General features: G+C 33.4%; 17 protein-coding genes. 9 read left to right on the top strand and 8 right to left on the bottom strand.

Features of this window, described 5'->3' with window-relative positions; genetic code table 11:
- Positions 1 to 35 precede the first annotated feature (35 nt).
- The gene (locus IMCC3317_RS01795) at positions 36 to 2882 is read left to right on the top strand and encodes a M16 family metallopeptidase (protein ID WP_160127798.1); all 2847 of its coding nucleotides are present in this window, start codon (positions 36 to 38) and stop codon (positions 2880 to 2882) included.
- Positions 2883 to 2889: 7 nt separating this feature from the next.
- On the opposite strand, the gene IMCC3317_RS01800 is transcribed toward IMCC3317_RS01795, so the two are convergent.
- The 8 genes from IMCC3317_RS01800 to porX form a co-directional block, all read right to left on the bottom strand.
- The gene (locus IMCC3317_RS01800) at positions 2890 to 3273 is read right to left on the bottom strand and encodes a DUF4258 domain-containing protein (RefSeq protein WP_160127799.1); all 384 of its coding nucleotides are present in this window, start codon (positions 3271 to 3273) and stop codon (positions 2890 to 2892) included.
- A 3-nt stretch (positions 3274 to 3276) separates the two neighbouring features.
- Positions 3277 to 4476, bottom strand: coding sequence for an alanine dehydrogenase (locus IMCC3317_RS01805; RefSeq protein ID WP_160127800.1), 1200 nt, complete (start codon positions 4474 to 4476; stop codon positions 3277 to 3279).
- Between the two features lie 57 nt (positions 4477 to 4533).
- A complete protein-coding gene (locus IMCC3317_RS01810; RefSeq protein ID WP_160127801.1) occupies positions 4534 to 5058 on the bottom strand; it encodes a hypothetical protein in 525 nt (174 codons plus the stop codon).
- Between the two features lie 263 nt (positions 5059 to 5321).
- Positions 5322 to 5879 (bottom strand): hypothetical protein, encoded by a 558-nt coding sequence (locus IMCC3317_RS01815; RefSeq protein ID WP_160127802.1) that lies wholly within the window; start codon positions 5877 to 5879, stop codon positions 5322 to 5324.
- Between the two features lie 249 nt (positions 5880 to 6128).
- Positions 6129 to 6587 carry a hypothetical protein gene (locus IMCC3317_RS01820; protein WP_228054913.1) on the bottom strand — a complete coding sequence of 153 codons (459 nt, stop codon included), beginning with the start codon at positions 6585 to 6587 and terminating at the stop codon, positions 6129 to 6131.
- 22 nt (positions 6588 to 6609) lie between these two features.
- Positions 6610 to 6765, bottom strand: a complete 156-nt coding sequence (locus IMCC3317_RS23640; RefSeq protein ID WP_228054915.1) for a hypothetical protein — start codon at positions 6763 to 6765, stop codon at positions 6610 to 6612.
- Positions 6766 to 6977: 212 nt separating this feature from the next.
- A complete protein-coding gene (gene tsaE, locus IMCC3317_RS01825) occupies positions 6978 to 7385 on the bottom strand; it encodes a tRNA (adenosine(37)-N6)-threonylcarbamoyltransferase complex ATPase subunit type 1 TsaE (RefSeq protein WP_160127804.1) in 408 nt (135 codons plus the stop codon).
- A 90-nt stretch (positions 7386 to 7475) separates the two neighbouring features.
- Positions 7476 to 9023 carry a T9SS response regulator signal transducer PorX gene (gene porX / locus IMCC3317_RS01830; RefSeq protein WP_160127805.1) on the bottom strand — a complete coding sequence of 516 codons (1548 nt, stop codon included), beginning with the start codon at positions 9021 to 9023 and terminating at the stop codon, positions 7476 to 7478.
- A 91-nt stretch (positions 9024 to 9114) separates the two neighbouring features.
- On the opposite strand from porX, the gene IMCC3317_RS01835 reads away from it, so the two are divergent.
- The 8 genes from IMCC3317_RS01835 to IMCC3317_RS01870 all read left to right on the top strand — a co-directional run bounded on the left by IMCC3317_RS01835 (position 9115) and on the right by IMCC3317_RS01870 (position 19986).
- Positions 9115 to 10344: an HD domain-containing protein gene (locus IMCC3317_RS01835; RefSeq protein ID WP_160127806.1), complete on the top strand. Its 1230-nt coding sequence runs from the start codon at positions 9115 to 9117 to the stop codon at positions 10342 to 10344.
- A gap of 24 nt (positions 10345 to 10368) precedes the next feature.
- A complete protein-coding gene (gene lpxD / locus IMCC3317_RS01840; RefSeq protein WP_160127807.1) occupies positions 10369 to 11397 on the top strand; it encodes a UDP-3-O-(3-hydroxymyristoyl)glucosamine N-acyltransferase in 1029 nt (342 codons plus the stop codon).
- A complete protein-coding gene (locus IMCC3317_RS01845) occupies positions 11390 to 12811 on the top strand; it encodes a bifunctional UDP-3-O-[3-hydroxymyristoyl] N-acetylglucosamine deacetylase/3-hydroxyacyl-ACP dehydratase (protein WP_160127808.1) in 1422 nt (473 codons plus the stop codon). Before lpxD ends, IMCC3317_RS01845 begins: the two co-directional genes overlap by 8 nt.
- A 58-nt stretch (positions 12812 to 12869) precedes the next feature.
- On the top strand, positions 12870 to 13655 hold the full coding sequence (gene lpxA, locus IMCC3317_RS01850) for an acyl-ACP--UDP-N-acetylglucosamine O-acyltransferase (RefSeq protein WP_160127809.1): 786 nt from the start codon (positions 12870 to 12872) through the stop codon (positions 13653 to 13655).
- 15 nt (positions 13656 to 13670) lie between these two features.
- Complete coding sequence (gene efp, locus IMCC3317_RS01855) at positions 13671 to 14237, top strand: elongation factor P (RefSeq protein WP_160127810.1); 567 nt, start codon at positions 13671 to 13673, stop codon at positions 14235 to 14237.
- 191 nt (positions 14238 to 14428) lie between these two features.
- The gene (locus tag IMCC3317_RS01860) at positions 14429 to 15373 is read left to right on the top strand and encodes a UDP-3-O-(3-hydroxymyristoyl)glucosamine N-acyltransferase (RefSeq protein WP_160127811.1); all 945 of its coding nucleotides are present in this window, start codon (positions 14429 to 14431) and stop codon (positions 15371 to 15373) included.
- Between the two features lie 403 nt (positions 15374 to 15776).
- Positions 15777 to 16649: a succinate--CoA ligase subunit alpha gene (gene sucD / locus IMCC3317_RS01865; RefSeq protein ID WP_160127812.1), complete on the top strand. Its 873-nt coding sequence runs from the start codon at positions 15777 to 15779 to the stop codon at positions 16647 to 16649.
- A gap of 364 nt (positions 16650 to 17013) precedes the next feature.
- Positions 17014 to 19986, top strand: a complete 2973-nt coding sequence (locus tag IMCC3317_RS01870; RefSeq protein WP_160127813.1) for a M16 family metallopeptidase — start codon at positions 17014 to 17016, stop codon at positions 19984 to 19986.
- Positions 19987 to 20059 lie beyond the last annotated feature (73 nt).

Here is a 20059-nt window from a genome sequence, read left to right on the forward strand (position 1 = left end):
TAAAAATTACCAACCAATAACCTAAACAACCAAGTATGAGAATCAATAAATCTACCATAATGCTTCTTGCATTATTTATTGTTACAACATATTCATGTATACAAAAAGAAGAAGAAAAATCAGCAGCGGAAGAAACCAACTTTTCTTTGACATATGAAAAGTTCACACTTGATAATGGGCTTGAAGTTGTTTTGCACGAAGATCATTCAGATCCAATGGTTGCTGTTGCAACGTTAATGCATGTTGGTTCTAACAGAGAAAAGCCAGGGAAAACAGGTTTTGCACATTTCTTTGAACATATGGCGTTCAATGATTCTGAAAATGTACCAAGAGGTTCTAATAGAAAAGTGATTCCAGAATGGGGCGGAAGCCGAAATGGCGGAACTTGGTCAGATGGAACTATTTATTACGAAGTTGTACCAAAAGATGCTTTTGAAAAAATATTGTGGATTGATTCTGATCGATTGGGTTATATGATTAATACCGTTACAATAGAAGCGTTAGAGCGTGAAAAACAGGTTGTGAAGAATGAAAAACGTCAAAATTATGACAATGTACCTTACGGTTTTACTTCTGAAGTAATTCGTGCAAACTTATATCCAAAAGATCATCCGTATAATTGGACAGTTATTGGCTCACTTCCAGATTTACAAGCGGCAACCTTAGAAGATGTAAAAGAATTTTACAATACTTACTATGGACCTAACAATGCAACTTTAGTAATTGCAGGCGATATTGATATTGCTGAAACCAAAAAAGCTGTTGAAAAATGGTTTGGTGAGATTAAGCGAGGAAATGAAATAGCCGATTTAAAACCAATGCCTGTAACATTAGTAGAAACAAAATCATTGTATTTTGAAGATAATTTTGCGAAACTTCCAGAACTTCGAATGGTATTTCCAACAGTTGAGATGTTTCATAAAGATCAATATGCGTTGGATATTTTGGGAAAAATGTTAAGCGGAAGCAAAAAATCACCTTTATATAAAGAGATTATTGCCAAGAAAATGTTAGCTCCGCGCGTATCTTCATATAATTCTAGTAATGAATTGGCGGGAGAGTTTACATTTCAAGTTCGTGCAAATGCAGGAACCGACTTGAATACGGTTAAAATGGCAATTGATGAAGCATTGAAAAATTTTGAAGCAAATTTTGATAAAGCGCAATTAGAGCGTATTAAAACAAAGCAAGAAATGCAGTTGTACCAAGGAACAGAATCTGTGGTGGATAAAGCATTTGCGCTGGCTAATGGAAATGTGTATGCGAATGATCCTGCGCATGTAATTAAAGAAGTTGATTTCACAAATAAAGTAACAAAAGAAGATGTAATTCGTGTGTATACGAAATATATTAAGGATAAAAATTACATTATGACGTCATTTGTTCCGAAAGGGCAAACTGATTTGGTGATGAATGGTGCTATAAAAGCAGAAGTATATCAAGAAGAAATTGTTCAAGGAAAAGCAAACGAAGAAGTTGGGCAAGGAGCAGAAGCACAGTATGAAAAAACGGTTACGAAACACGATCGTTCTGAACCTACATTTGGAGAGTTACCATTGTTTAAATCGCCAAAAATATGGAAAGGAAAATTGGCAAATGGAATTCATGTGTATGGAATAGAAAATAATGAAGTTCCGTTGGTTTCTTTTGCGATTACGATTGATGGCGGACATTATTTAGAACCAAAAAATAAAGCAGGATTGGCGAATCTTTTAGGAGATTTATTGATGGAAGGAACAGCGTTTAAAACATCTTCAGAATTAGAAGAAGCTATTGAAATGCTTGGTGCGAATATACGTATTATCAGTAGAGATGAAAGTATGATTGTTTCTGGAAGTTGTTTGGCTAAGAATTTTGATAAAACCATCAAATTAGTAGAAGAAATAGTATTGCATCCACGTTGGGATATCGTTGAATACGAGCGACTTAAAAGTTCGTTATTGACCAATTTAAAAGGAAGAGAAGCAAATCCGAGAACTATAGCGTATCAATCATTTCGAAAATTAATTTATGGAGATGACCATATTTTAGGAATTCCTTCGATTGGAACTGCGGAAACTGTAAAAGATATTTCTTTAGATGATTTAAAACAGTTTTACACTAAAAATATTTCTGCAAGTGTTGCGAATATTCATGTAGCTGGAGCAACTTTGGAGTCGAATGTTTTAGCATCGTTGAAAAGTTTAGGAAACAATTGGAAATCTAACGAAGTAAAAGTTCCATTTTATGAATTACCTAAGCAAGATAAAGCAGGAAAATTATTTTTTATAGATTTCCCTGGAGCAAAACAATCTGTAATTTATGCTGGAAAATTAGCGTTATCAGAAGCGGATTCGATGTATAACAATTTGGAATATACCAATCAAATTCTCGGTGGCGGTTCAAGCGGACGTTTGTTTCAAACTTTACGTATAGAAAAAGGATATACATATGGAGCATATTCGTATTTACAAAGCTTAGAGGAAAAAGCACCTTTTCTAGTTCAAACAAGTGTTAGAGCCAATGCTACATTGCCTTCATTGAAAATTATTGAAGGTTTGGTAGGTGATTATGCGAAAGATTTTAACGAAAATGAAGTTGTTGTTACAAAGAATAAAATTTTAAAAAGTAGTGCAAAAGATTACGAACAATTACAAGATAAAATAGGAATACTAATGCTGATTAGCAAGTATAAAAAACCTTTTGATTATTTAGAAAAAGAACAGAAAGAACTTGTGGATATGAGTTTGGATGATTTTCAAGATATTATTAAAACGCATTTGCAAGAACCAGAAATGTTCTATTTGATTGTTGGAGATAAAGAAACGCAATTAGACGAAATAAATAAGTTTGGAAAAGGCGAAGCTATCGAACTTGATATTTATGGAAATCTAAGAAAGTAACTTCTTTTTATTCCATCATTTTAATGGTCTGAATTCGTGTAGAACTATCGCAATTGTGAACTGTAAGCTCAATTTCTTTGTTGCGAAGAATTCCTTCAATAATATATAATTTACAAGAATCTACTTCTGTGTTACTTCTAGAGAAATCGACATCTCCATATTTTAGAATGTTCGAAATTTCAGCCGTATCAATTTCTTTGTTGTTAATTAACTGAAGAATTTCAGGAGAAAAATGACGTTCTTTCACGCGAATGTTTTTTAATGTACGCGCATTTGGAAGGTAATTAAATTCACACTTCACGCCGCGTCCACGAATTAGAAAGGCAAAAATTACCAAACCAATTGCAACACCACCCAAATAAAATCCTGTACGTCTTAAAAGACTGCTCATGCACTAAAAAATTAGTAAATTAATATCTCTATAGGGTAAATCGAACCAATCTGCTACTGATTTATTGGTCAAAACTCCGTGGTAAAAATACAACCCATTTTTTAATCCTTTGTCAAAACGCAACGAATTTTCTAATCCGCCATCATCTGCGATTTTCAATAAATACGGAGTAAATATATTACTAATTGATACTGAAGCAGTTCTGGAATATCTTGCAGGGATATTTGGTACACAATAATGAATAACGCCGTGTTTTACAAACGTAGGTTTATCGTGAGAAGTTACTTCGCTTGTTTCAATACATCCGCCCATATCAATACTGACGTCAATAATTACAGCACCTTTTTTCATATGACTAACCATAGCTTCTGTAATCAGAATTGGAGATCTGTTTTTTCCGCGAACAGCGCCAATTAAAACATCACAACGTTTCAATGCTTTTAATAAATTTTTTGGTTGAATTGTAGAAGTATATATTGGTCTTCCTAAGTTGGTTTGAATACAACGTAATTTTGTGATAGAATTATCAAAAACTTTAATGTTAGCACCAAGTCCTAGCGCAGAACGAGAAGCAAACTCTCCAACTGTTCCAGCGCCAAGAATTACAACTTCAGCAGGCGGAACTCCGCTGATGTTTCCTAGCATTAATCCGTTACCATTATTGACATTTGCCATTAATTCGGAAGCAATTAAAACGGAAGCGGTTCCTGCAATTTCACTCAATGAACGTACCGCAGGATAGGTTCCATCTTCATCTCGAATGTATTCAAAAGCAAGTGCAGTAACACGTTTGCTTGCTAATATTTCAAAATATTTTTTTGAGCGTGTTTTTATTTGTAAAGCTGAAATTAGAATTGTTTGCGGATTCAATAATTGCAATTCCTCTAATGTTGGTGGTTCCACTTTTAGAATAATCGGGCAGGAGAATACTTTTTGTGTATCATTTGTAATTTCTGCGCCAGCTTCTGTATAGTCTTTATTTGAAAAATTGGCTTCTTTTCCTGCGTGGCTTTCAATCATAACACGATGTCCGTGTGCAACTAAAGCACCAACTGCATCAGGTGTTAAGCAAACTCGTTTCTCTTGATACGAGGTTTCTTTAGGAATACCAATGAATAATTCTTGTTTATGCTTGAGAATTTCAAGAGTTTCTTCTTGTGGAAGTAATTGTTGTTTGGTAAAAGGAGATAAAAATTCTGCCATGAAGCATTATAGTTGGTTAAAACATGAAGTTACAAATAAAAATGAAGTAAAAAAACACTATTTGTTGGCTTCCAGCATTTCTTGTTCTTTTCGTTCGTATTCTGCAAGTTCTGCATCTATTTTTTTCAAATCTATACCATAAACATACTTATCAAATAACTTTAATCTAATTAAATAGACTATGGGCATTATGATCATCATTATTGGAATTAACCAATAAATTTCAACTTCATCAACAGGATTATTTTCATCATGTATAATACTAAATATTTGAAATGCATACATTGCTATTGGAATTAGAATCACATGATACCACCAATCGCGACAAGTAAAAAACCAAAGTATTAATAATACGAGTGGAACTACTTTGCCTGTTAATAGCCAAGCAATATTATATAAACTTGAGCTACTTTTAAATGTAAACAAGAAAGTTTCCCAGCTTTTTTCATCTGGGAAACTCTCGTATAAATAGAATATATAGGGTGTTGTTGCTATGATTATAGCAACAATGCTACCCGTTACGAGGGACTTGGATTTTCTTCCTGTCGATATTTTGTTCTGTTTCGTATGGGTTGTCTTCATCAGCAATACTGTCTGGGTTACAAGATACAAATAATATTGTTGATACAGCGGCTAAAATATAAAGGTAGAATTTAGTTTTCATAATTAATTTAGTTATTTAGTTTAACGATGTGTCAAACTTATTCAATAACCAACTAATTATCAGAAATATAGCAATATAAATTTTCTACGTACTTTTGTTAGATTTGGGTTCATCCAACAAAAGTCGTAGAAATTGGTATTTTATATCTTTTTAACGTAAGTATTTTCGCGAATATACGTAATTATTTAATTTCTATTTTATTTTCAGCTTCTTTTTCTTTACGCTCATATTCTTCTAGTTCAGCGTCTATTTTTTGTAGGTCAATACCTAAAACATATTTATCATAAAGTCTCAATCGCATCAAGTATACAATAGGGGCTATTACCATAAGTACTATGATAACCCAAAGACTTTCATTTTCATCTATTATATTTGAGCCTTTACTCAATGCTGCAAAAAGTTGGAAACCAAATAGTGTAATAGGTACTAATATTATATGGTACCACCAATGTTTGCAGGTAATAAACCAAAAAATCAATAAATACAAAGGTATTAATTTGCTGACATACAGCCAAATAGCTATGTTAACACTTGAAAATCCATTTTTAGTAAAAGTGTATACACCTATGTCCCATGTTTCTCCCTCGGGAGCAGCTAAATATGAATATGCTACAAATGGGGATATGGCAACAAAAAAGACTATAATACTATCAATGAATATTCTTTTTTTAGACCATGTCTCCTGGTTTGATTTTAATTTTTTCGAGTCCTTGTTCTGTTTCGTATGGGTTGTCTTCATCAGCAATGCTATCTGGATTACAAGATACAAATAAAATTGTTGATACGGCTGCTAATAGGTAAAGGTAGAATTTAGTTTTCATCTGAGTAATTTTAGATTATTTAGTTTAACGATGGGTCAAACTTATTGAATAACCAAAAATTACCTTTAAAAAAAGCATAATATATTTTCTACGTACTTTTGTTAGTTTTATCCAAAATTAACCAAATACATAGAAAATAGTATATTTTATTTATTTCAATGAACTTTTTATTCTAATGATTTATCTTTTTGCTCTTCTTCTTTACGTCTATATTCTTCAAGTTCGGCTTCAATTTTCTTTAAATCAATTCCGTTTACTAATTTATCAAATAATTTAGCTCTTATTAAGTAAACTATTGGAATGATTATCATCATGATAGGTATTACATAATAAATTTCAATCTCATCAATATATGTGTCTCTTTGAAACGACGCATAAAATTGAAATGAAAACATTGCTATAGGAATTAATATAATATGATACCACCAATTTTTACAGGTTAAAAACCAAATTATAACTAATATCAGCGGAATTATTTTACTAGCATAAACCCAAGCAGCTGCTCTAACATCTTCATAATAATTACTAGTGATAGTAAAGTAATCATTTTTCCAAACTTCTGTACTTGGAAAACTTTCATATAATTGAAACAAATAAGGAGTAATAGCAATAAGTATTACAACCAAACTATCCCTTAATATTGCCTTATTAATGAGTTTGCGGCGGTGGCTTAAGTTTACTTCTTTCGATTCCTTCTTCGGTTTGGTATGGGTTGTCTTCGTCTGCAATGCTATCTGGGTTACAAGACACAAATGTTACTGATGCAAATACGACTGCTGCAAAAATATAATTTCTTAATTTCATTTTGTTAGGTTTTAGTTTTACGATGAAGCAAACTTATATATTAACCAAATGATTTTCAGAAAAGTATCATATTCTATTTTCTACGTACTTTTATCAATTTTTTACTTTTTTTGTATCTATAAGAATTTTCTTAAATATACTATAAAAGTCATTTATTTGTCAGTCTTTTAGGTTTATTTTACGGTTAAAGTTCTTAGTTTTCGGTAAAGTGTTCAATTTTTTAGATGAATAGAACGCATTTGTTCATTAATCTTATTAATTTTCACTTCTGTAATTTCTTCAGGCAATAAATTTTCAATGCGTTCAGGCCATTCTATGAAGCACCAAGCATCACTATACAAATACTCTTCAATGCCAATATCATAGGCTTCAATTTCGTCTTCTATTCGGTAACAATCAAAATGATAGATTATTTCTTTGTCAGTTCTATATTCGTTTACAATTGAAAATGTCGGACTGTTTGTCAACTCGTTTACACCTAATTGTTTTGCCAATACTTTGATCAAGGTCGTTTTGCCAACACCCATTTCACCATGAAAAGTAATAATTTTATGTTGAGATTCCTCAAGAATAGCCGCAGCTATTGTTTCTATTTCAGAAAGATTATATTCTATTTGCACTAATATTCAAAATTTTGAGACTTCGCGCCAAATTTACTAAATTTTCTCCAATAGTGCATAAAATCACTTGCTGCACTTGTTTTTAACATCTTATCTTGGCGATAAAACCGCAAACGGAATAATCATTTCTTCCAACGAAACGCCACCATGTTGATACGTATTTCTAAAATAACTCACATAATGATTGTAATTATTCGGATACGCAAAAAACAAATCGGTCTTGGCAAAAATAAACGAACTACTCATGTTAATCACTGGCAAATGAATACTTCTCGGATCTTTAGCCGCTAAAACATCTTTTTGTTCGTACGTTAAACTTCTTCCTGTTTTATAGCGTAAATTCAAACTTGTGTTTTTATCGCCAACTACTTTTGAAGGATGTTTTACATTAATAGTTCCGTGATCGGTAGTAATAATCAATTTAAACCCTAAACGTTGCGATTGCTGAATGATATCCAACAACGGAGAATTCTTAAACCAACTTACTGTTAACGATCTATATGCTTTGTCGTCTGAAGCTAATTCTTTTACAACGTCCATTTCGGTTTTAGCGTGTGAGAGCATGTCTACGAAGTTATAAACCACTACCGTTAAGTCATTATCTTTTTGCGATTTAAAGTTGTCTGCGAGCTTCCTTCCGCCTCGTAAGCTTGTTATTTTGTGATATTCATGCTTAATATCCAACCCTAAACGCTTCAATTGCGCTTTTAAGAAATCATTCTCATGCAAATTCTTTCCACCTTCATCGGTATCATTCTTCCAATATTGAGGATGTAACTTTTCCATGTCGGAAGGCATCAAGCCCGAAAAAATAGCATTTCTAGCATATTGTGTCGCCGTTGGCAGAATACTCACAAACGGAACCTCTTTCTCTTTTTTATAATGTGCATTCAAAATTGGTTCAAAAGCTCTCCATTGATCATAACGTAAATTATCAACGACAACTAATAAAGTTGGTTGTGCTTTGCTAATTTCGGGAGCTATTAATTGTCTGAATAAAGTATGTGACATAATTGGTGCTTCGTCGTCACCAAACCATTTCGGATACATTTTATCAACAAACTTTCCAAACTGTACATTGGCTTCATGCTTCTGCGATTCCAAAATTTCAAACATTCCAGTATCTTCAATATCTTCCAATTGCAATTCCCAATAAATCAATTTCTGATACAACTCAATCCATTCTTCAATCGAATTTACCATTGCCATATCCATTGCAATCTTTCTAAATTCTTGCTGATAATTAGAAGTCGTCTTCTCAGAAATCAATCGCGAATGATCCAAATTTTTCTTCAAACTCAATAAAATCTGATTCGGATTCACAGGTTTTATCAAATAATCGGCAATCTTAGAACCAATTGCTTCTTCCATAATATACTCTTCTTCACTCTTGGTAATCATTACCACAGGAAGGTTATTTTGTTTCTCTTTCAATTCAGCTAATGTTTCCAAACCCGTCAAACCAGGCATGTTTTCATCCAACAAAACAATATCAAAATTTTGTTCATCAATCATTTCAATAGCTTCTGTACCGCTTGTGCACGTTGTAACTTCGTAGTTTTTCTTCTCTAAAAAGAGAATATGTGGTTTTAACAAATCAATTTCGTCATCAACCCAAAGAATCTTGAATGTACTCATATATCTTTAATTTTGTAAATTATTAGTAAGGCTTGGCATTATGTACTTATATTTGTGCTTATTCCAAAAAAAATGTATAAAAACTTAGAAGTTGAATACTAGAAATAAGCTTAAAATATTAAACGACCCAATTTACGGATTTATTACAATTCCTAATGCGCTCATCTTTGATTTAATTGAACATAAATATTTTCAGCGCTTACGCAGAATTTCACAAATGGGCATGTCATACTTGGTATATCCAGGTGCGCATCATACTCGATTTCATCATGCGTTGGGTTGTATGCACTTAATGCAAAAAGCGATCCAAGTTCTTTGTTTTAAAGGTGTTGAAATTTCAGAAGATGAAAAACAAGCACTACTAATTGCCATTCTATTACACGATATTGGTCACGGACCTTTCTCGCATGCAATGGAACACAGCATTGTAAATAGTGTGACTCATGAAGAGATTTCACTCTTATTAATGGAACAATTAAACAAAGAATTTAACGGAAGTTTAACGCTTGCCATCGAAATATTCAAAGGAAACTACCCAAGAAAATTCATGTATCAGTTAATATCTGGTCAAATTGACATGGATAGAGCCGATTATCTAAAACGAGACAGTTTTTATACAGGAGTTGCAGAAGGAAACATCAATTCGGAACGAATCATTACGATGTTAAGTGTGGTTGATGATGAATTAGTAATTGAAGAAAAAGGGATTTATTCTGTTGAAAAATTTCTGGTTGCCAGACGCTTAATGTATTGGCAAGTATACTTACATAAAACGAGTCTGGCTGCGGAACAACTGCTCATTCGTGTACTAAAAAGAGCCAAAGAATTAACGCTTCAAGGAACACAATTACAAGCAAGTGCGGCATTGTCTTTTTTCATTCAAAATGAAATCTCTATTGACGACTTTAATTATGATGTTTTAGATCGATTTGCCAAACTAGACGATTACGATATTGTTTCAGCAATGAAAGAATGGATGAGCGAAAACGACTTTGTGCTATCAAATCTTTGCAAAATGATTATCAATCGTGATTTATTAAAAGTCAAAATCAAAAACAAAAAGATTTCGAGCAAAAAGCTTCAAATCGAAACACAAAACTTGATGAATGAATACAACATTACAGCAGCGGAAGCGGCGTACTTTGTGTTCTCAGGCGAAATATCCAATCAAGCATACAAAACCACAAGTCAGAACATAAACATCTTACTCAAGTCAGGAAAAGTACAAGATGTTGTCAAAGCTTCTGGTCAACTAAACCTAAAAGCATTGTCAAAAATGGTAACTAAATATTATATATGTTACCCAAAAGACAAACTTTAGGAGTTTTTTTATACTTTTGCGATAATGAAGTTTACAGCGACACAAATAGCAGGTATTCTAGAAGGAGATATCGTAGGTGATCCAAACACCGAAGTTTCTAAACTTTCTAAAATAGAAGAAGGCATGGAAGGTTCTTTGACTTTCTTAGCTAATCCGAAATATACGCAGTACATATATAGCACGCGCGCTTCCATTACAATTGTCAACAAAGATTTTATAGCGGAAGATAATATAAAAACAACGTTAATCAAGGTTGAAGATGCTTACGAATCGTTCTCTAAAATTTTGGAATATTACGATAAAGTAAAGCTAAATAAGGTCGGAATTGAGCAGCCTGCATTCATATCTGAATCTGCCAAATATGGTAAAGAACTCTACTTTGGTGCGTTCTCATACATGGGAGATAACGTAAAAATGGGTGATTATGTAAAAGTATATCCAAACGCTTATATTGGTGATAATGTCACTATTGGAAACAATGTGGTTATTTTCGCTGGCGCTAAAATTTACTCTGAGTCAGTTATTGGCGACAATTGTGTTATTCATAGTGGCGCTATCGTTGGAGCCGATGGTTTTGGCTTTGCGCCAGATAAAAATGGAGAGTTTCATAAAATTCCGCAAACTGGAAATGTAATTCTAGAAGATGATGTTGATGTAGGAGCAGGAACCACAATTGATAGAGCAACAATGGGCTCAACAATCATTAGAAAAGGAGTAAAGCTCGACAATCAAATTCAAATTGCACACAATGTAGAAATTGGTAAAAACACCGTAATTGCAGCGCAAACTGGAATTGCAGGATCTGCCAAAATTGGAGAAAACTGTATGATTGGCGGACAAGTTGGAATTGTAGGTCATATTACTATTGGAAATAATGTTAGAATCCAGGCACAATCAGGAATAAGTAGAAATATAAAAGATGGGGAAATAGTACAAGGTTCACCAGCTATAAATTATGGAGATTACAACAAATCGTATGTATATTTCAAAAATCTTCCTAAACTTGCAAAAACAATAAATCAAATCGAAAAAAAAATAAACAACAATGAGTGAAATTATTGTTAAACAAACAACCATCGCCAAAGAAATATCTTTAAAAGGCGTCGGATTACACACAGGAAAAGAAGTTTTACTAACCTTTAAACCTGCACCAGAAAATCATGGATATGCTTTTATGAGAGTTGATCTCGAAGGAAGTCCAATCATTGAAGCAGACGCAAACTATGTTGTCAACACACAACGCGGAACTGTTTTAGAAAAAAGAGGCGTCAAAATTCAAACCTGCGAGCACGTATTAGCGGCGTTAGTTGGTTTAGAAATTGACAATGTTCTCATTGAAATGGACGGATCTGAACCGCCAATAATGGATGGTTCGGCAAAATTCTTTCTAGAAGCACTGGAAGAAGCAGGAATTGTGTCGCAAAATGAGCCAAGAGAAGTATACATTGTAAAAGATGTTATCTCATACATTGATGAAGAATCTGGAAGTGAAATCACCATCATTCCTTCGGATGAATATCAAGTAACTACCATGGTTGACTTTGGAACCAAAGTACTTGGAACTCAAAACGCAACCTTAAAGCACATTTCTGATTTCAAAAACGACATTGCGAGTTCAAGAACATTCAGTTTCTTACATGAACTAGAAATGTTGCTAGAACATGGTTTAATAAAAGGTGGCGACTTAAATAATGCTATTGTATATGTTGATAAAGAACTATCACCAGCAACAATGGAAAAATTAAGAGTAGCTTTTGGCAAAGAAAATATTGCGGTAAAACCAAACGGAATTCTTGACAACCTTACACTTCATCATCCAAACGAAGCGGCACGACACAAATTACTAGATGTAATTGGCGATCTAGCTTTAGTTGGCGTTCGCATTCGCGGGAAAGTAATTGCAAACAAACCCGGACATTTTGTAAATACACAATTTGCAAAAAAACTGTCCAAACTCATAAAAATAGAAAAGCGCAACAAAGTACCAACATACGATTTGCATCAAACTCCTTTAATGGACATCAATCAAATCATGGCAATGTTACCGCACAGACCACCATTCTTATTAGTAGATAAAATATTAGAATTATCTGATACGCATGTTGTTGGTGTAAAAAATGTAACGATGAACGAACCATTTTTCGTTGGTCATTTTCCTGGCGCGCCTGTAATGCCTGGCGTATTACAAGTAGAAGCAATGGCGCAAACTGGCGGAATCTTAGTACTAAGTACAGTTCCAGATCCAGAAAACTACCTCACTTTCTTCATGAAAATTGACAAAGTAAAATTCAAGCAAAAAGTAGTTCCCGGAGATACATTGATATTCAAAGCCGATTTAATCACGCCAATTCGTAGAGGAATTTGTCACATGCAAGCATATGCGTATGCAAATGGAAAAGTAGTGGCAGAAGCAGAATTAATGGCACAAATTGCACGAAAAAAAGAAGAAGACATTGTAAAAAAATAAATGTGTAACGCATGTTTTATTACAATTGAAATCATAAAAAATAACTAAAAAATAGTAGATGAATCAACCTTTAGCATATGTTCATCCAGGCGCAAAAATTGCAAAAAATGTAGTTGTAGAACCTTTTACAACCATACATAACAATGTAATTATTGGCGAAGGAACTTGGATTGGCTCAAACGTAACCATCATGGAAGGTGCCAGAATTGGTAAAAACTGTAGCATCTTTCCCGGTTCAGTCATTTCTGCGCCACCACAAGATTTAAAATATCAAGGAGAAGATACAATTGCTGAAATAGGTGATAATACAACCATTCGTGAATGTGTAACCATTAACAAAGGTACTACAGATCGTATGAAAACGAAAATTGGTAAAAATTGCCTCATCATGGCATATTGCCACATTGCACACGATTGTATTGTTGGTGATAACTGCATATTTTCAAACAACAGTACATTGGCTGGACATATTACGGTTGGCGATCATGTAATCCTTGCGGGAATGACGGCTGTACATCAATTTTGCTCTATTGGAAACCACGCTTTTGTAACTGGTGGATCGTTAGTTCGGAAAGATGTGCCACCTTATGTAAAAGCGGCTCGTGAGCCTTTATCATATGTAGGAATCAACTCCGTTGGATTGCGTAGAAGAGGATTTACCACAGAAAAAATTAGAGAAATTCAGAACATCTACAGAATACTATATCAAAAAAATTATAACAATACGCAAGCTGCGGAAATCATAGAAGCTGAAATGGAAGCCACTACCGAGCGTGATGAAATATTACAATTCATCAAAAACTCGCACAGAGGAATCATGAAAGGTTATATTGCTTCAAACTAAAATAAAAAAACACCAATGGCATCAACATCAGACATTAGAAAAGGATTATGTATTCATTACAATCACGACATATTTAAAGTTATTGAATTTTTACACGTAAAACCAGGAAAAGGTCCGGCATTTGTACGTACAAAACTAAAAAGTGTTACCACAGGAAAAGTAATTGACAATACATTTTCGGCAGGTCACAAAATCGAAGATGTACGTGTGGAAACACATAAATTTCAGTTTTTATACAGTGATGGAGATGATTTTCACTTCATGAATACAAGTGATTACAATCAAATTAGATTGAATCGTGAAGTACTAGATTCGCCAGATTTACTAAAAGAAGGCGAAGTAGTAACAATTCTAATCAATTCGGAAGATAACTCACCATTATCAGTAGATATGCCAGCAAGTGTTATTTTAGAAATTACACACACAGAACCAGGCGTAAAAGGAAATACAGCAACAAACGCTACAAAACCTGCAACTGTTGAAACTGGAGCACAAATAAATGTTCCTTTATTTATCAATGAAGGAGACAAAATTAAAGTTGAAACAGACAAAGGTTCCTACATGGAACGTGTAAAAGAATAAAAAATACTGAAATAGGTTGTCTCAAAAGACTTGAAAAGCGTCATTCTGAACTTGATTCAGAATCTCATCGCACTAACTTTCAAGAATTATGTGAAACTGAATCAAGTTCAGTTTGACGAAATTTATACTTTTCCAGACAACCTCTTTTTTAATTTCATTACGTCTGACTTAATTTTAAAAAAAACAAACAGATGAAATTTCCTAGAATACACACACTCAAAGAAATTGCAGCGATTATAAAAACTTCGTACGTTGGTAACGATTCCTTTCCAGTACATGGAATGAATGAAATTCACGTAGTAGAAACTGGCGACATTGTATTTGTAGATCATCCAAAATACTATGACAAAGCGTTAGAATCCAAAGCAACAATTGTGTTGATAAACAAAGAAGTAGCGTGTCCTGAAGGTAAAGCTTTATTAATTTCGGATGATCCTTTCAGAGATTTTAACACGCTTACCGATCACTTTAAACCATTTATAAGTGCTTCCGCGTCAATTTCTCCATCAGCAATCATTGGAGAACGCACAGTAATTCAACCAAATTGTTTTATTGGAAATAATGTGACAATTGGAAACGATTGTATCATTCATGCAAATGTGGCAATCTACGACAATGCTGTCATTGGAAACAATGTAATCATTCACTCAGGAACGGTTTTAGGTGCAGATGCTTTCTACTACAAAAAACGCCCAGAAGGATTTGATAAATTACGTTCTGGCGGACGCGTTGTGATAGAAGACAATGTGGATTTAGGTTCTTTATGTACTATAGATAAAGGTGTTACAGGCGATACAACGATTAAAGAAGGAACAAAAATTGACAACCAAGTACAAATTGGTCATGATACAGTAATTGGTAGAAAATGTTTAATAGCTTCGCAAACAGGAATTGCAGGTTGTGTTATTATTGAAGATGAAGTCACTATTTGGGGACAAGTAGGAATCACAAGCGGAATTACTATAGGAGCAAAGGCAGTTATTTCAGCACAATCGGGCGTGAGTAAAAGCTTAGAAAGTGGAAAAAGTTACTTTGGAACGCCTGCTGATGAGTTCAGAAAAAAATACAAAGAAATTGCATCAATTCGTCAAATTCCAGAATTAATAGAACGAATAAAAAACTTAGAAAATAAATAGTTTTCAGTGTTTAAAAGTTTTTGATAAATAAAACTCAGAAAATACTTTATAAGAAACTATTTTTTACACAATTCATTTCTTTTCCGCAGTGTAGTAATTATTTTTCGTTAAGAATTTTTGAAGCCTTGGAAAAAATTTAGAAAAATGATTGCGGTTTTGACTTTTTCAGTCAACAACACCTCTGGAAAAGCGCATTTTCTTTTGTTTCTTTTCTTTGTGCGAGTAAAGATAAAGAAAATAAAAACCTAAAAATGAAGTGTTTATGCTGTAATTTGATTGATAATTACCTATGTTCTTTGTGAAACTTAGATCAAACTCTCGTTAATTATTGATAAAACTCAAAAAATACTTCTTAAATACTTTATAAAAAACTATTTTTGTTCAGCCAAAAAACAAATATCAAATGAGCGTTTTAGTAAACAAAGATTCAAAAATAATTGTTCAAGGATTTACAGGAAGTGAAGGAACATTTCATGCAGGTCAAATGATTGAGTACGGAACTAACGTAGTTGGTGGTGTAACTCCAGGAAAAGGTGGACAAACACACTTAGACAGACCAGTTTTTAATACAGTTTCTGAAGCTGTTGAAAAAGTTGGAGCTGATACCACTATTATTTTTGTGCCGCCAGCATTTGCTGCAGATGCAATTATGGAAGCTGCTGATGCAGGAATCAAAGTAATTATCACGATTACGGAAGGAATTCCTATTGGAGATATGACAAAAGTTGCTGCATATATTAGTAACAAAGACTGTCGCTTAATTGGACCTAACTGTCCAGGTGTCATTACGCCAGGAGAAGCAAAAGTGGGAATCATGCCAGGATTTGTTTTCAAAAAAGGAAAAATAGGAATCGTTTCTAAATCAGGAACATTAACATACGAAGCTGCGGATCAGGTAGTAAAACAAGGGTTAGGAATCACAACTGCCATCGGAATTGGTGGAGATCCAATCATTGGAACAACTACAAAAGAAGCGGTTGAATTACTAATCAACGATCCTGAAACGGAATGTGTCGTAATGATCGGAGAAATCGGAGGTCAATTAGAAGCAGATGCGGCTAAATGGTACAAAGAAAGTGGAAGTAAAAAACCTGTTGTTGGTTTCATAGCAGGTGTAACAGCACCAGTTGGAAGAACCATGGGACATGCAGGAGCAATTGTTGGTGGCGCAGATGATACTGCAGAAGCTAAAAAAGCAATCATGCGCGAATGCGGAATTCACGTAGTAGATTCTCCAGCAGAAATTGGAAAAAAAGTAGCAGAAGTGATGGCATAAGCATCATTTCTTAAGCATATTTAAAGCGCAATATCAGTCAAATGATGTTGCGCTTTTTTCGTTTACATACTTTTTAGGAATAAAAACATCATGCTAAAATTGTTTCTTCTTTTGATAAAAATCTATACAGTTTCAAGATGAAGATGAAGATGAAGATGAAGATGAAGTTGAAGTTGAAAGATAATTTTTTGGACTCTTTTTTAACAAACTATGATGTAGAAAATAAAAATTTAACAAATAATCTGTAACGTTTCGCTTCAATAGTAGACACATAGCGCGTGAATAAATAAATGTTAAAAATTGAAATTAAATATATAATAATCATAATTTTAACGTTTAAACACTACAAACTAATCAAAATATAATGAAAAGAATCAATCTGTTACTGCTGATCGTGTGTACACTAGCGATTTTCAGCTGTAAAGAAAAAAGCGATACTGCTTCCACAGAAGTAAAAGTAACGCAACAAAAAGATGCGAATGGTCTTTCGTATGAAACTGTATCAAACGATCCAACAGGATTGCGTTTATACACCTTAGAAAACGGACTAAAAGTATATCTAAGTAAAAACAGTGATGAACCAAAAATACAAACGTATATCGCGGTAAGAGCAGGTTCTAACTACGATCCGAAAGAATCAACAGGGTTGGCTCACTACTTGGAACACATGGTTTTCAAAGGAACAGACAAAATTGGTACTTTTGATTGGGAAAAAGAGAAAGTATACCTAGACCAAATCTCTGATTTATACGAACAACACAGAGCTGAAAAAGATCCAGAGAAAAAGAAAACACTCTACAAGAAAATTGATGAAGTATCTTTAGAAGCTTCCAATTACAGCGTTGCGAATGAATATGACAAAATGGTTGGCTCATTAGGAGCAACAGGAACGAATGCATATACATCATTTGAGCAAACAGTCTACACAAATAAAATTCCAACAAATGAATTAGACAAATGGTTGGACCTAGAAAACGAACGTTTTGGCCAATTAGTATTGCGTTTATTTCATACGGAATTAGAAGCGGTATTTGAAGAATTTAACAGAACGCAAGACAGTGATGGAAGAAAATCATACTATGCAATGTTGGAAGGATTATTTCCAAATCATCCTTATGGACAACAAAAAACTATAGGAACTCCAGAACACCTGAAAAATCCTTCGTTAATTGATATCAATAACTACTTTGACAAATATTATGTACCGAACAATATGGCAATGGTTTTAGTTGGAGATTTTGATTTTGATGAAACTATCCAGAAAGTAAACAATACGTTTGGTAAAATGGAAAAGAAGGAAGTTACACATCCAACATTACCAAAAGAAGAAACAATTACATCGCCAATTGTAAAAGAAGTATTTGGTCCAACAGCAGAAAGCGTTTCTATATCATTTCGTTCAAGTGGTGTAAATACGAAAGATCAAAAATTTATCACGCTTGCTGATATGATTCTTGCCAACGGAAATGCAGGTTTAATTGACTTAAACTTAAATCAAAAGCAACTCGTACAATACGCAGGAAGTTCACCAAGATTTTTAAATGATTATGGATACCACCAATTTTATGGAGGACCAAAAGTAGGTCAATCCTTAGATGAAGTGAAAAACTTATTATTGGCACAAATTGAAAAGCTGAAAAAAGGAGAATTTGACGATTGGATGATTGATGCGGTTATCAATGATTTAAAATTGAGTCAAACACAACAATATGAAAATAGTACTCGGTTAGCAGATACATATGTAAATGCCTTTATTTATAATGAAAAATGGGAAGACAAAGTTAAATTCTTAGATGAACTTAAAAAAATATCTAAAGAAGAATTAGTTGCTTTCGCGAACAAATTTTACAAAGACAATTATGTAGTTACGTATAAGCGTAAAGGAGAAGATAACTCAATTGTAAAAGTTGAAAACCCAGGCATTACACCAGTAAACTTAAACAGAGATAAAAGTTCAGAATTTATCATTGCATTTAATGCGATGGAAGCAAAACCATTACAACCTAAATATGTAGATTTTAAATCAGAAATTAAAGAAACAACGCTGGACAATGGAATCAAGGTTTCATACATTGAAAATGAGCAAAATGACTTATTTGACATGAACATTATCTTTGACATGGGAAGCGACAATGATAAAAAACTTGATTTAGGTGTTGGTTACATGGAATACTTAGGAACTGATACATATTCTCCAGAAGAGCTAAAGAAAGAATTCTACAAACTTGGAATTAAGTATTATGTAAGCACTGGCGCTGAAAAATCGTATGTTGGTTTAAATGGTTTAAAAGAAAACTTACCTAAAGGACTAAAATTATTATCACACTTATGGAATAATGCCGTGCCAAACCAAGAAGCATATGACAAATATGTAGCACAAATTATCAAAGGAAGACAAGACAACAAAACGCGTAAAGGAAGTATTTTGCGAAGTGGTTTAATGAGTTATGGGAAATATGGTGATAACTCTCGCTTGCGTAACATCTATAGCAATAGCGAATTAGAAGGAATGAATCCGCAAGAATTAGTGGATTTGGTGAAAGACTTCAAAAACTACGATCAACGGATCTTCTATTATGGTAAAGATATTGATGCTGCAGTTACTTCATTAAACGAGCATCACAAAGTAGCTGATAAATTAAAAAGTTATCCTACTGCGATGAAATATACAGAATTAGAAACTGGCGGAAACGTATACTTTGTTGATTACGATATGGTACAAGCTGAAATGATGTTCTTGGCAAAAGGAAGTCCTTTTAACCCTGAAAATATGGCTGCTTCTACATTATTTAATACCTATTTCGGAAGTGGTTTATCATCAATCGTATTTCAAGAAATTAGAGAATCTAAATCATTAGCATATTCAGCGTATTCATACTATGATGAAGCTTCTGACAAAGGAGATGCTAACTATGTAGTAGCATATATGGGAACGCAAGCGAACAAAATGCCACAAGCAATAGAGGCTATGATGGGCTTAATGAATGATATGCCAGAAGCTGAAAAACAATTTGAAGCAGCAAAAGAAGCTACTTTGAAAAAACTAGCAGCGGAGCGTATTACAAAATCAAACATTTTCTGGACGTACGAAAGACTTAAAAAACTGGGAATCGATAAAGATCATAGAGAAGAAATGTATAAGGCTATCGAAAAAATGACACTTGCAGACTTAAAAGCATTTTTCGATGAAAATATCAAAGGTGAACAATACAATGTAATGGTTATTGGAAACAAAAAAGATGTAGACATGAAAGCATTATCAAAACTTGGTAAAATTCAAGAAATGGATATCGATTATCTTTTTAATTATGAAAAAGCTAAAGAAATAAAGCAATAATCTTAAAATTTATTTACTCTAAAATAGAGTAAAATACAAAAGCGCTTCCAATGAAGCGCTTTTTTTATGTCAA

Origin of the sequence: Kordia antarctica, from assembly GCF_009901525.1 — a bacterium.
GTDB classification, from domain to species: domain Bacteria; phylum Bacteroidota; class Bacteroidia; order Flavobacteriales; family Flavobacteriaceae; genus Kordia; species Kordia antarctica.

Bases quoted from the DNA above. Each gene is read 5' to 3' on its own strand.
- IMCC3317_RS01795 (WP_160127798.1), top strand. From the start codon at position 36: ATGAGAATCAATAAATCTACCATAATGCTTCTTGCATTATTTATTGTT.
- IMCC3317_RS01800 (WP_160127799.1), bottom strand. From the start codon at position 3,273: ATGAGCAGTCTTTTAAGACGTACAGGATTTTATTTGGGTGGTGTTGCA.
- IMCC3317_RS01805 (WP_160127800.1), bottom strand. From the start codon at position 4,476: ATGGCAGAATTTTTATCTCCTTTTACCAAACAACAATTACTTCCACAA.
- IMCC3317_RS01810 (WP_160127801.1), bottom strand. From the start codon at position 5,058: ATGAAGACAACCCATACGAAACAGAACAAAATATCGACAGGAAGAAAA.
- IMCC3317_RS01815 (WP_160127802.1), bottom strand. From the start codon at position 5,879: ATGAAGACAACCCATACGAAACAGAACAAGGACTCGAAAAAATTAAAA.
- IMCC3317_RS23640 (WP_228054915.1), bottom strand. From the start codon at position 6,765: ATGAAATTAAGAAATTATATTTTTGCAGCAGTCGTATTTGCATCAGTA.
- porX (WP_160127805.1), bottom strand. From the start codon at position 9,023: ATGAGTACATTCAAGATTCTTTGGGTTGATGACGAAATTGATTTGTTA.
- lpxD (WP_160127807.1), top strand. From the start codon at position 10,369: ATGAAGTTTACAGCGACACAAATAGCAGGTATTCTAGAAGGAGATATC.
- IMCC3317_RS01845 (WP_160127808.1), top strand. From the start codon at position 11,390: ATGAGTGAAATTATTGTTAAACAAACAACCATCGCCAAAGAAATATCT.
- lpxA (WP_160127809.1), top strand. From the start codon at position 12,870: ATGAATCAACCTTTAGCATATGTTCATCCAGGCGCAAAAATTGCAAAA.
- efp (WP_160127810.1), top strand. From the start codon at position 13,671: ATGGCATCAACATCAGACATTAGAAAAGGATTATGTATTCATTACAAT.
- IMCC3317_RS01860 (WP_160127811.1), top strand. From the start codon at position 14,429: ATGAAATTTCCTAGAATACACACACTCAAAGAAATTGCAGCGATTATA.
- sucD (WP_160127812.1), top strand. From the start codon at position 15,777: ATGAGCGTTTTAGTAAACAAAGATTCAAAAATAATTGTTCAAGGATTT.
- IMCC3317_RS01870 (WP_160127813.1), top strand. From the start codon at position 17,014: ATGAAAAGAATCAATCTGTTACTGCTGATCGTGTGTACACTAGCGATT.